Here is a 12,376-nt window from a genome sequence, read left to right as displayed (position 1 = left end):
TGCATTCCAGTTTAAAGCTTTATGCCATGAGCAATGCATCCCCCTCTCCTTCTGCCGCCACAACCAAGCTTATCCGCCTGATAAAGTTTGGCATGGTGGGCAGCCTTGGTTTTTTGTGGGATTCAGGCACCGTTTACGCATTGCGCCCGCTTATCGGGCTTACGGCTGCAACATTGGTGGCCTATTTTGTAGCCGCCACGCTTAACTGGGTTTTTAACCGAATCTGGACATTTAAAGGAGCAGGACACCATGAGCACCCTGTGCTGCAATGGCTCAGATTCCTAAGCGCCAACAGCCTTGGTTTTTTTCTCAACCGCGGCACTGTTTACCTGCTTTTCTATATTTTTCCGTTTTGTATGCAGCACCCCATTATTGCGCTGGCCGCAGGGGCTGGGGCTGGCATGCTGGCCAATTTTAGCATGAGCCAGAAAGTTGTCTTTCGGGAAAAACCGCCAGCTTCTGCGCTGGAACTGGCTGAAATGTCGGTTGAAATTTCAGCCCCAACCCCACATCAAACATCCGATACATAATTTGGCCATATCACCGGCCATTCTCTGCCCTCTTTCAGATCAGCGCAGGGTGCGCTACATCAGGAACACAGGTTAAGAGAACCTTGCCGTTTTCATCTGGCCGTGAGGCCCCTTTCCGCAAGTGTGGAAGCATCACGTGCCCAACCAGTTTCAGGATCGTCTGCCTCACGCCATGCTGACAACAAACGAAATTCGCACCGCTTTTCTGGAGTATTTTGCCAGCAACGGTCACCAGATTGTACCTTCATCGTCTCTGGTTCCCAAGAACGACCCCACCCTGCTGTTTACCAACGCGGGTATGGTGCAGTTCAAGAACGTATTTACCGGCCAGGAAACGCGCCCCTATTCTCGCGCAACCACTGCGCAGAAGGTTGTGCGCGCCGGCGGTAAGCATAACGATCTGGACAATGTGGGCTATACAGCACGGCACCACACGTTTTTTGAAATGATGGGCAATTTCTCCTTTGGGGATTACTTCAAACCCGAAGCGATTGAATTTGCGTGGAACCTGGTCACCAAGGGCTTCAACCTGCCCAAAGACAAGCTTTTGGTGACTGTATTTGCAGAAGATGAAGATGCCGCAGGCCTGTGGCGCTCCATTGCCGGGCTGGATGACAGCCGCATTATCCGCATTCCTACATCAGATAACTTCTGGCGTATGGGGGATACCGGCCCCTGCGGCCCTTGCTCCGAAATCTTTTTTGATCACGGCCCGGATGTTCCCGGTGGCCCGCCCGGCTCCCCCGATGAAGATGGGGATCGGTTTGTTGAAATCTGGAACCTCGTGTTCATGCAGTATTTCGAAGACCCACCGGGCACGCGCTCTCCGCTGCCACGTCCCTCCATTGATACAGGGCTGGGGCTGGAACGCTTTGCCGCCATCATGCAGGACAAGCGCGATAACTACGATACAGATACGTTTGTCGCCCTTATTCAGGCTTCGGCAGATCTAACGCATCAAGCAGCCGATGGCCCATTCAAGGCCAGCCACCGCGTTGTGGCCGACCATCTGCGCTCTACTGCCTTCCTGATTGCTGATGGCGTGCTGCCTTCCAAGGATGGTCGTGGTTATGTGCTGCGCCGCATCATGCGCCGCGCCATGCGCCACCTGCACATGATGGGCACCACTGAACCCACGTTCTACAAGCTCCTGCCGGCTCTTATTCAGCAGATGGGCGGTGCGTATCCTGAACTGGTGCATGGTGAAGCCCTGATCCGTGAAACTATGCGCGGTGAAGAAGAACGCTTTAAAGCCATGCTGGACCGTGGCCTGCACCTGCTGGAAGAAGAAAAATCTCATCTGGCCAGTGGCGCATCCCTGCCGGGTGATGTGGCCTTCCGCCTGTATGATACGTTCGGCTTCCCGCTTGATCTGACGCAGGATGCTCTGCGCGGCTCCGGCCACGATGTGGACGTTAAGGGCTTTGAAGAAGCCATGGCCGTGCAGCGCCAGCGTGCCCGTGCAGCATGGACAGGCTCTGGCGATACCGCCGTAGAAACCATCTGGTTTGAAGCGCGCGACAAGTTCGGGGCTTCCGAATTTTTGGGCTACAGCACGGAACAAGCTGATGGTGAAGTTCAGGCCGTTATTGCTGGCAATGAATTTCTGAAAGAAGCCCCTATTGGCTCTGAAGTGGCCGTGCTGCTGAACCAGACACCGTTCTATGGTGAAAGTGGTGGTCAGGCTGGTGATACCGGCTTCCTTACAGCCTCTGGCGTTAAAATTGCCATTACGGATACGCAGAAAAAAGCTGGGGATCTGATCGTGCATTACGGCACGGTTACGGAAGGCACACTGCGCCCCGGCATGGCTGTAACCGCCACAGTGGACCATGACCGCCGCAGCGCCATTCGCGCCCATCACTCCGCCACCCATCTGCTGCACGAAGCCCTGCGCCGCCACCTAGGTGCGCATGTGGCCCAGAAAGGCAGCCTGAACACAGCCGAACGCCTGCGCTTTGACGTAAGCCAACCCCGCCCAATTACGGATGAGGAACTGGCAGCTATTGAAGCCGAAGTGAACAACCGTATCCGCGATAACTCGCAGGTTGTCACACGCTCCATGACACCGGATGAAGCCATTGCCGAAGGGGCTACCGCCCTGTTTGGTGAAAAATACGGTGATGAAGTGCGCGTGGTTTCCATGGGCGCTGGGGCTGACAATAAAACCCCATGGTCCATGGAGCTTTGTGGCGGCACGCATGTAAACCGCACGGGGGATATCGGGCAGTTCCGCATTGTTTCAGAAAGTGGCGTTTCTGCCGGTGTGCGGCGTATTGAAGCCGTGGCTGGTAAAGCTGCGCAGGATCTGACTGTTTCTAACGAACAGCGCCTGACCCAGATGGCCGCCATGATGAAGGTTTCTGTGGCGGATGCCCCAGAACGTCTGGCCGCTGTGCTTGAAGAACGCCGCCAGATGGAAAAACAGATTGCCCATCTGCAGCGCCAACTGGCCACAGGCAACGTGGCCGCTGCGGGTGTGGACAAAATTGGCGCAGCACGTCTGGCCACCCGTAATGTGGGTGAAACGCCCCCGCGTGAACTCAAAGGGCTGGCCGAAACCATTCTCAAGCAGGGCAATGCCGATGTGGTGGTGCTGATTTCCACCGCCGATGGCAAAGGCAGCGTTGTGGCCGCCGTTGGCCCGGAAATGGTGGAAAAAGTAGATGCCGTAGCCCTTGTGCGTGCTGCCAGTGCTGCCATGGGCGGCAAAGGCGGTGGCGGGCGGCGCGATATGGCGCAGGCTGGCGGCCCGGATGCACAGGCGGCAGATGCAGCGTTTGCCGCCGTGCGTGAAGCCCTGAAGACCATGGCCTGAAACATCGGCCAAGCGGGAAGGAACTCCTTGGTGCCTTCCCGTTTTCTTCCCTTCATGTTGGCTTTCGCGTAAGGATTACTCCATGTCGCTACTTGCTTCGCTAAAACTTGTTGTTGCGCGCCCGCACCGGGAAGCGCGCCCTTTCCTTCTGGCATCTGGTGCCACGGCTGCTCTGGCCTACTGGGCCGGCCGTAAACTGCGCTGCCCGGTATTGCGCGGCGTGGGCCATGCTAGCGCAGGCTTTTTTGGCTTCTGCCTGTATTTCTTCCGTGATCCGGAACGGGTTACCCCTGCCCGTAATGATGTTGCCGTAGCCCCCGCTGATGGGCACATTGTTTCTATCGAAAAAGTTGCCCCACCAGCAGAACTGGATATGGGCACAGCACCGGTATGGCGCGTTGCCACCTTCCTTTCCGTGCTGGATGTGCATGTTAACCGCATGCCTGCCGCTGGCACAGTTACACGGGTGGCCTATCACCCCGGCCTGTTCCTGAACGCTAGCCTGGACAAGGCTTCTGAACAGAATGAACGCAACGCCCTCAGCCTTACCCTGCCCGATGGCCGTATGATGGCTGTGGTGCAGATTGCCGGGCTGGTGGCACGCCGCATTGTCTGCTCCGTAAAAGAAGGCGACAAAGTGGAAGCTGGTGAACGCTTTGGCATTATCCGCTTTGGCTCCCGCACAGATCTGTATCTGCCGCCGGGTGTGGAACCTCTGGTTTCTGTCGGGCAGACAATGGTAGGCGGTGAAACCGTCATGGCGCGGTTGTAAAACAGAGCAATCGTGACACAACCTTCCTCATCTCCTTCTGCTCCTGCACAGCAGACTTCCGAAACACCGCGCCGTCGTCGCCGTTTGCGGCGGCGGGTCCGCAGCAAAATACGAGGGCCCTCCTTTAACCGGCTCATTCCCAACATTCTCACCATGTTGGGGCTGTGCGGTGGCCTTATGGGCATGCGCTTTGCAGTGGACGGGCGTTTTCAGGCCGCTGCCGTGGCCTTGCTGATTTCCGCTTTTATTGATGGGCTAGATGGCCGTATTGCCCGGCTACTGCGCGGTTCCACCCGCTTTGGGGCCGAGTTTGATAGCCTGTCCGACTTTTTGTGCTTTGGGGTGGCACCTTCCTTCCTGCTGTATTTCTGGGCGTTGAAGGATGGCGGACGGTATGCCTTTTTGCCGTGCATTATGTTTACCGTGTGCATGGCGCTCCGGCTGGCGCGCTTTAACGCCAATCTGGATGGGGAGCATCATCAGCCTAAATATGCCAGCAACTTCTTTACCGGCGTGCCGGCCCCCGCTGGTGCCGGACTGGCGCTTTTCCCGCTCTTTTTGGGGCTGGAAGCGCAAAAGCTGGGCATAGACTGGCTTTACCGGCTAACACGCCTGCCGTGGATTCCCACGCTTACCTTGGCAAGCACGGGGCTGCTGCTGGTTTCTACCTTGCCGGTATGGTCATTCAAAAACTTCAAGGTGCCTGCCCAGTATGTTCTGCCCCTTATGCTGGGCACGGGGCTGTATGCTGTGGTGCTGGTGGCAGACCCGTGGGCCGCGTTGGCCGCTGCGGGCGTGATTTACGTTTTTCTTCTGCCCCTTAGCCGCCTGAGCTTTCTGCGGCTTAAAAAAGCGGCAGAAGACCTGCAAACCGATGAAGACGACATAGAAGAAACCCCAGCACCCTCACACAGCTGAGGTTTCAGCCTCCTTTGGGGGAACGGCCTGTTTGCCAAACAGGGAACACAGGCCGTTTAAAACATCCTGAGGCGCAGGCGGGCAGCCGGGTATTTTCAGATCTATGGAAACCCGGCGCTCCAACCCACCCAATACCGTATAATTTTCAGGAAACATGCCGCCATCCAAGGCGCAGCTTCCTACGGCAATCAGCCCTTTGGGGGTTGGCATGGCCTGCCATGCTGCTTCCAGCACCGGAGCCATGGCACGGGTAAGCGCGCCCGTTATCAGCAATACATCGGCATTGCGGGGCGATGTGACAAAGCCAAAGCCTGCGCCTTCCATATCATATGGCGCATATCGCAGGGCCTGAAGTTCCATTCCGCAGCCACCACAGCCACCTGTATCAACATGGAACAGAAGCAGCGGCCAGCGTGGGCCTACGGGCTTCATGCGCCGCATATCCTGCCTGAAGGCTGCATCAAATACCGCGCGTATCAGCCCCATGTGTTTTTGCCTTTCATTCCGCCCGCCTGCACTGCTTACTGATCCAGCGCTGCTGCGTTGATATCCAATGATCGTGCAAGCAAGGCAACATCATCTGGCTGATGGCCCGGCAATATGGCCTCAAACGTTAACAAAGCGGCAGAAGATGGGTTGCGGGCAAACACCTGTTCCACCCGTCCCTCTTTTAGGCGCACCCAGTACAGAATACCGCCCCACGGCCCTTCCACCATGCCTGTGCCTTCACTATCCTGCATGGAAAGCTGTACGCTGCCGCCTGCTGTCAGCCCGATGCGGGATGCCACTTCATCCAACATGCGCAGGCTTTCGCCCACTTCCTCCAGCAAAAGCATGGCGCGATCTTCCGCCGTGCCGTCCTGCCTGCCAGAGGTAAAACGCCATATGCCTTCATAACCCGGCATCATGCGGCGGCCATCACAATCCCACCCGGCAGCGCGTGCTGTTGGCCCATCCAGCCCCACACGCTCCAGCAAATCTGCCGTCACCTTACCTATGCCTGCCAACTGCATGGAAAGGCCCGGATATTCCTGCCACAGTGCCAGCAAGGCCGGATAGTCACGCTCTGCCACTTCACACAGGCGGCCACACATATCGCCCATTTGAGTGGCATGACGCAGGGAGAGGCCGCCGGGCACGCATACATCCATCAACAGGCGTGAATTAATAATGGGCGCGGCTTCCTGTATCAGCTTTTCACGTAACCCCATGCAGCCAGAAGCAACCAACCGCGCCCCGGCCAGACGCGCCATATCCGCCAGCAGAAAAAGATGGTGGCAAATACGTTCCAGTTCCAGCAACGCAACACGTAGCAGACGGATTTCCGGGCCTACCTGTTCCTTGCACGCATCTTCTACAGCCAAGCAAAACGCCACCTGATGCGCTACAGATTGCCCCGCCGCCACACGTGCGCTGAGTTTGCAGGCATCTTCCACACGGCTATTACGCCAGCGTAGTTCCATACCCCTATGCGCATAACCGGTTACGGTTTCTGCTGCGCGAATACGCCCTTCCCGCATGGCCAGCGCCACATGCACGGGCGGTTCCATACCGCCTGTGGCTGGGCCCCAGCCATCTGCCATATCACCCTCTTGGTGCATATGCTCAGCGGGCTGGAAATGGATAAGCCCTTTTTGCCCACCCCCAGCACCCGGATGCTCCGCCAAAGGCGTGGAGGATGACCACACATCATGGTCCAGCAAGGGCCTCACATCGGTCGCCCACATGCCCTCTGCGCCATACAGATCATAAATGCGGCGTTCATACAGGCAGGAAATATCTCTTGCGGGGGAAAGTGCTGGGTATCGGCCATCTTCCAGCGCCAACGTGGCTGCCAATGGCTGACCATCTGGCAGAAACAGTGCGTGCACATCTGTGCCATCGCACCACAACCCTACAAATGGCAGATCATCATGCTTGAGCGCATCTACCAGATCTCGCCATGCCATTTCCTGCAGCCTAAAGCGCCACGGGGTTTCTGTTTCCTCACCCGCCCAGATATGAGAAGCTGCGTTCATATCAGAAAGCTCCCAGCATCATGGCCAGTGGCACCAGCAGGCCCGTGGCTGTCAGCACGGAACAGGCCACACGCCCGGCAGCATCCTGCGGCCAGAAATGATGCGTAATATCCCGCGCAGGCACAGCCCGCGTAACCGCCGCCAAAATGCCCGCAACCGTAAGCAGCGCCAACGGCCATGACCAATCGCTCATCATGGAAAGCAGAAGCAGGCACCCCACAAACGGTGCGCCGGGTGGAAAACACGCCAAGGTGTTAACGGCCCAACCACGGCCCGCACGCCCACCGCCAGCAAGGCACCAGCCGCACAAAAACAGCAAAGCCGCCACATCGGCCTGAATACCAACCGCTATCAGCGCCAGTGCGGATGGAAAGGTGCGGAACAGCCTTTGCCTGTCTGCAAAGCGCCCGGCACAGGCGGTAAGCCACACTGAAAGCAGGCCACACAGCACAAGAGCCGTTTCAAACGCCTCCCCCCCATGTGTGCGCAGGCGCATGGCCAGCAGCAAAGCCGCCCCGGCAAAAGGCAGAAACAGGAAGGTATCGTTTTCATCCTGCCAGAACTGCCCAAACGGAGAAAGGCCGGTGAGCACCACCAAACCACAGGCCATCAGCAAGCCGGAAACAACGGTATTGGCGGGCAGCAACAGGCCGGAAAGCACCAAAAATGTGCCAACCGAGCCATTACGGATAAGCCCCCAGCCCATTCTGGCCTGCCCGGCCGGGCGGGTGAAAACAAACACACCCCATGCCAGAGCAGCTTCCAGAATACCCAAGCCCACAGCGGGGTCTGGCGCAATACAGGCAAGCCCCGCCAAGGCGGTGGAAACATGCGGCAGGCTACGCACCAGCCTGTCATGCAGAATGCCGTTTTCAAGCACCATCAGCAGCAGGCCAAAAGCCAGCATCACACGCCCGGCACGCTGCACGGGGTCATCATCCCACCCGGCGGCCACTGCACCCGATGCGGGAAATACAAAAACTGCAAGCGCCAGCACACAGCCTATGGCGGACATCCATATTGCCAGCTCACGGCTACGCGCCACAGACACCGCACATACGGCTGCCGCCCCCAAAAAGGGCCACACAAATGCCAGTGCTGCCAGAAACATGCCTGCCCCTGCTGTGCCTGTCATGCTGCATCTCCGTTCTTTTCTGGAGAGTCGGGAGAGGGTTTTTTACGAGCAGAAGGTGGGCGCAATGGCACCACACGCGGCATGATGCGGTGGATGCACATGCCCCCCAACACAGCCACAACAGCACCAGCCAAACCAGCTACACCCACCACAGAAGGCTGAGATGCCTGCACGCCGCACAGCAGCACACCCTCAACGCATGTAAGCAACCCGGCCCACTGCCACACCATGCTTTGCCGGCAGATAACAGAAACCAGACCAGCCACAACCACACATAAACTGGCAGGAAACACCGCAACACCTGCGCGCGTGCAGGCCAAAAGCAGCAACACCATTAACCCCAGTGCAAAAAAGGGTATGGCGCTTCCCGTACGTTCCCGCGCGGCATCATGCTGATAGCGCAGCAAAAACAACACCGGCCCTATGGCAAACACTACGGCCATAGCTGCCCCGGCCTGTTGCAAAGGCGTATGACCATCCACCAACATGGCGGCGGCTGCAACCAAGCCCAACAAGGGCAAAAACCCGATACCGCGCGCCACAACGCACAGCGCCAGCAAGGGCATGAGAATGGCAGCCAGTGTCATGAAGGTTCTCCTTCTGGCGCTGGCTCTGTGGAATAGCCTTGGGTATTTTCATCCTCAACGTTGTGGTTTTCCGGCTCCGCAGGTGGAGCAGCAACGTGAGAGGACGTCACCTGCCATGCCAGAACGCCCAGCAGAAAAATAGCACCCAGCCGCACCCGCGCACGGCGGCCCGCAGGCAGCAAAGCCATACGCAGCACCGCCAGCATAAAGGATGCCACAAGCAGCTTGAACATCCACAGGCCCAGGCCTTCCACACATTGGGTCAACCAGTTTTCGGCCCCACTTTCCCCTGGCATGGCCAAGCTGCCTGCCCATGCCATATCTGCCGCCAGCGTAACCCAGCACATCTGCATGCAATCTGCGGCCAAAAGCCACATGGCTCTATCCGGGCCGGAAAGTGTGGCAGAGGCTGTTTGCTCATCCCGCCTTGCCAAGGCTGTTGCCAAAAACAGCGCCACACCCGCCAGAACGTAAGGCGCACCTTCTGTAATAGGAGAAAGCGCATGCAGCCTGCCCAGAAAGGCTACCAGGTCATGCGCTCCGGTTAGCAACAGCACGGGGGTTAATACGGGCAAGAGCAACGCATCGGCCACAATGGCCGCGCACCCTTGTTGTGCGGCAGAGGCTTCCTGCACAGCCTGAGGCAGATCCAGCAAAACGCCTACGGCCACCAGAATGGTGCACACAAGCAGCATACCCGGCGCAGGAAAGCCCGGCATGGTAAGCGTAAATACAGGCACCAGCCCACAGGCCAACACCGCCAGCACCAGCGCCAAGGCACAAAAAACGCCATTCAGCCCATCTTGCCGCCCATATAAGGAAGGCCTGCGAAACTGGTGCCAGATTTCCTGCCATCTTCCCCCTGCGGGAAAACGGGGCTCACCTACCAATCGGCCGGCAAGACGATGCACCCACCCCGCAAACCAAGGCGCCACCAGCACCATAAGGGCGGTTTGAATAGCTAAAGCAGCAACGCAGCCAAACGCCCAGCCCCATGTTAAATCCTGCTTCATTTTCCTACAAACAGCCCCACCAGCAGGCCACCACCCAAAAGCAGCAGAATCAGCACAAGGCCCTGTGTTTCACACCATTCGGCCCCTCGGAACAACCAGCGCCTGCCATAGCGCAAAGCAACACGGCCACGGCGGGCCAGCCTTCTGTCCTTTCGGGTTTCTGCCGCAAGCCCAAAAAGCGCCATGCAGGCTGGCCATAAAGGGGCTGCACCTTCGTAAGAAACCGTATGGCCTTCAGCAGATTGAATGATAGGGGCACCTTGGCGCCACACTGGCACTGGCTTGATAACGCGCCCAAAAGGCAAAAAGCCCAACAACCGCACCAACAGGGCGGCAGCGGCCAAAGCCGCGCCCAACGCCAGCAATGTAAAAACAGGCGTAAAGCTGGCCCCTCCGCCTTCCAGCCAGATTGTGGCAATGCGGTTCCACTTGAGAGGCGGCACAACAGGCCCCACCACCAGATGGTCTGCCAGCGAAAGCCATACCCCCGGCAACAGCACAAGCAAAAGGGCCGCTCCGGCACATATCCAGCTTGGCCATACAAACTCTGCCGCCACAGGGGCCTGATGCGGCTGAAAAATGGTGGAAGGAAACAGCAGCGCAGCACCTGCCCGCAACAACCCTGCGCCCATAAGCACCATAATGCTGCCCAGCAGCGTAAGCAGCAGCATAATAGTTAACGCGCCAACGGGTTGCGCCACGGCAATGGCATCATACGCGCCAACAAGCAGGCTCCATAAAACGGCAAACCCGCCAAATGGCGGCATAATGGAAAACAGCATCAACAGGCCCGCAACCAGCACATGCCCAGAAAGAGAGGCAATGCGGCGCTTGGGTTCTGCCTGCTGCCATTGGGCCAGCCATAGCAAACCAATAAGGGCCAGCATGGGTGCGCCCATACCCAGAATAATGGCCATACGGAATGTTTCCATACCGCCAAAGCTGGAAACAAGAGCCAGCGCAACAGCCACCACCAATATGCCATACCATGCTGCACATAGGCCGGATGCAATACGTGCCAGCCCCTTATCCCGCATGGCCTGCAACGTGCCTGTTGCTGCCACCAAACATCCGCTTGCCACCAGCATGACCTGCGGCAGCACAGAAAGTTCACCCACTTCTGCCAACAAACGGCCCAGCAAAAACAGCCCAACCATGCCGGGCAGCACAGCCGTAGACCCTTTTTGCACAGAAACCGCCCAGCCCATCAACAGCACTGTCAGGCACAAAAGCGGCACGCAAAACGGGCTATCAGCGGGAATACAGGCAGGCAGCACGGCAAATGGCAGGCACACACTGCGCCACCCGCCAGCGGCCAGAAGCACCAATGCCGTGCCGGTAAGCAGCCCGAAAACAAGAGGCGAAAGAGCCAGAAAGCCCACCCCCACAAACACGCAGGCCAGCGCCGCAGCGCCGCTACCGGCTACACCACCGGCAAACGCCAGCAAAACAAGCATGGGCAAAGCCGGGCCATCCAGCCCGAAAACCGGAAACCAGCTGAGTTCGCCCTCCAGCTTGCACGCAGCCCCCACAATGGCCAGCACGCCAGAAAGCGCCCACAGACCACCCATAATTTCTGCCCGCCAAACCGCAGCGCCGCGCAGAAGCCTGTCTGGCAGCACTGCAAAAACGCCCAGCGCAGCAAATATTGCCAGCAAACTGCAAAGAACAAAGGAGGTGAAAATGGAACCCGGCCCCAACCTGCTATGAAATCCGGCGGATAACACCATGACAGCCGGTTAATGACAATCTATTCAGCGCCGCGAAATGCGCGAAACGTATTTTCTGTCCTGTATAGCCTTTGCTGTGCCCCTTACCGGCAAGAGGGAACGGGAGAGCCAACGCTGCCGCAGCTTTACCGGCAGGGAAAGCGCTGAATACTCATCCCGCACCGCTTCCACCAATATCAGGCTACCTGCGCCGGGGCATAGCACCTTGCCCGCAATATCCATTTTTCGCCCGTTATGGCGCATCCAGTGCATGGCCCCCGTGGGCAGAAAAAGGGCTTCATCCCACTGTTCCGGCTTGAGCATGGCCGCAGCCAGCATTTGCTTGAGACATCGGCGCGAAAAAGCTGCATCGTGCCTGAATGGCGTGCCCCGCAACCGCGCCCGGCCACCAAAACGGCTGGGCACAATTAACAGCAGCCTGCCATCAGGCTTCATCACCTGCCCGGCGGCCCGCAGAACAGACACGGATTGTTTGCGATCATCCAGCGCATGCACCATCAGCACGCGGTCAAACTGTTCGGGCTGAAACGGCAAGCCGTGCAGATCCACCACACAGCTTCGGCCTGGAATGGATGCTGCATCCCATTGCGGCGCATTGGCCGCAACCAAACAGGCTGGCGTGTTTCTGCCACTCTCCAGCTTTTCCAGATAAGCCGCGGCATGCCCCAAACCCAGCACAGCATGCTGCTGCCCCAGATCTGGCCAGAACCAGCGCAGGCGTTCACCAACCAGAGCCAGAAAACACTGGCCTCTTGCTGTTGTGTAAAAACTGCTTTCCGGCGGCATGACATCAAGCATCCTGCATGTCTATCATACGGTTTGTGACCCCGTCATGATTTGCCTTCCCTATTCCCA

At 58.1% G+C, this 12,376-nt stretch carries 11 protein-coding genes; 4 read left to right on the top strand and 7 right to left on the bottom strand.

The genetic code is table 11. The features are described from left to right. Positions 1-26 precede the first annotated feature (26 nt). The 4 genes from EOV40_RS03670 to EOV40_RS03655 all read left to right on the top strand — a co-directional run bounded on the left by EOV40_RS03670 (position 27) and on the right by EOV40_RS03655 (position 5,038). Positions 27-530 carry a GtrA family protein gene (locus EOV40_RS03670; RefSeq protein WP_050819485.1) on the top strand — a complete coding sequence of 168 codons (504 nt, stop codon included), beginning with the start codon at positions 27-29 and terminating at the stop codon, positions 528-530. A 172-nt stretch (positions 531-702) separates the two neighbouring features. Further along, a complete protein-coding gene (alaS, locus tag EOV40_RS03665) occupies positions 703-3,348 on the top strand; it encodes an alanine--tRNA ligase (protein ID WP_128106187.1) in 2,646 nt (881 codons plus the stop codon). Between the two features lie 82 nt (positions 3,349-3,430). Continuing rightward, entirely contained in the window at positions 3,431-4,120 is a 690-nt protein-coding gene (locus EOV40_RS03660; RefSeq protein ID WP_050819483.1) for a phosphatidylserine decarboxylase, read from the top strand. Between the two features lie 12 nt (positions 4,121-4,132). Beyond that, positions 4,133-5,038, top strand: coding sequence for a CDP-alcohol phosphatidyltransferase family protein (locus tag EOV40_RS03655; RefSeq protein WP_050819482.1), 906 nt, complete (start codon positions 4,133-4,135; stop codon positions 5,036-5,038). Here EOV40_RS03655 and EOV40_RS03650 read toward each other — a convergent pair. Genes EOV40_RS03650 through EOV40_RS03620 form a run of 7 tightly spaced genes read right to left on the bottom strand, consistent with a single transcriptional unit; the run spans position 5,027 to position 12,319 of the window. Continuing rightward, complete coding sequence (locus EOV40_RS03650; protein ID WP_012812682.1) at positions 5,027-5,524, bottom strand: NADH-quinone oxidoreductase subunit B family protein; 498 nt, start codon at positions 5,522-5,524, stop codon at positions 5,027-5,029. The genes EOV40_RS03655 and EOV40_RS03650 overlap by 12 nt on opposite strands. A gap of 35 nt (positions 5,525-5,559) precedes the next feature. Beyond that, on the bottom strand, positions 5,560-7,056 hold the full coding sequence (locus EOV40_RS03645) for a hydrogenase large subunit (protein WP_128105076.1): 1,497 nt from the start codon (positions 7,054-7,056) through the stop codon (positions 5,560-5,562). A 1-nt stretch (position 7,057) separates the two neighbouring features. Further along, on the bottom strand, positions 7,058-8,191 hold the full coding sequence (locus EOV40_RS03640; protein WP_128105075.1) for a hypothetical protein: 1,134 nt from the start codon (positions 8,189-8,191) through the stop codon (positions 7,058-7,060). Continuing rightward, positions 8,188-8,778, bottom strand: coding sequence for a hypothetical protein (locus tag EOV40_RS03635; RefSeq protein ID WP_128105074.1), 591 nt, complete (start codon positions 8,776-8,778; stop codon positions 8,188-8,190). Before EOV40_RS03635 ends, EOV40_RS03640 begins: the two co-directional genes overlap by 4 nt. Next, complete coding sequence (locus tag EOV40_RS03630; RefSeq protein ID WP_128105073.1) at positions 8,775-9,791, bottom strand: hypothetical protein; 1,017 nt, start codon at positions 9,789-9,791, stop codon at positions 8,775-8,777. The genes EOV40_RS03635 and EOV40_RS03630 overlap by 4 nt, the downstream gene beginning before the upstream one ends. Then, entirely contained in the window at positions 9,788-11,521 is a 1,734-nt protein-coding gene (locus tag EOV40_RS03625; protein ID WP_128105072.1) for a hypothetical protein, read from the bottom strand. Before EOV40_RS03625 ends, EOV40_RS03630 begins: the two co-directional genes overlap by 4 nt. Positions 11,522-11,545: 24 nt before the next feature. Continuing rightward, positions 11,546-12,319 (bottom strand): methyltransferase domain-containing protein, encoded by a 774-nt coding sequence (locus EOV40_RS03620; RefSeq protein ID WP_128105071.1) that lies wholly within the window; start codon positions 12,317-12,319, stop codon positions 11,546-11,548. Between the last annotated feature and the right edge of the window lie 57 nt (positions 12,320-12,376).

The sequence above is a fragment of the Acetobacter oryzoeni genome, from assembly GCF_004014775.2.
Taxonomy (GTDB): domain Bacteria; phylum Pseudomonadota; class Alphaproteobacteria; order Acetobacterales; family Acetobacteraceae; genus Acetobacter; species Acetobacter oryzoeni.
This window is presented reverse-complemented; position numbering and strand designations above follow the sequence as displayed.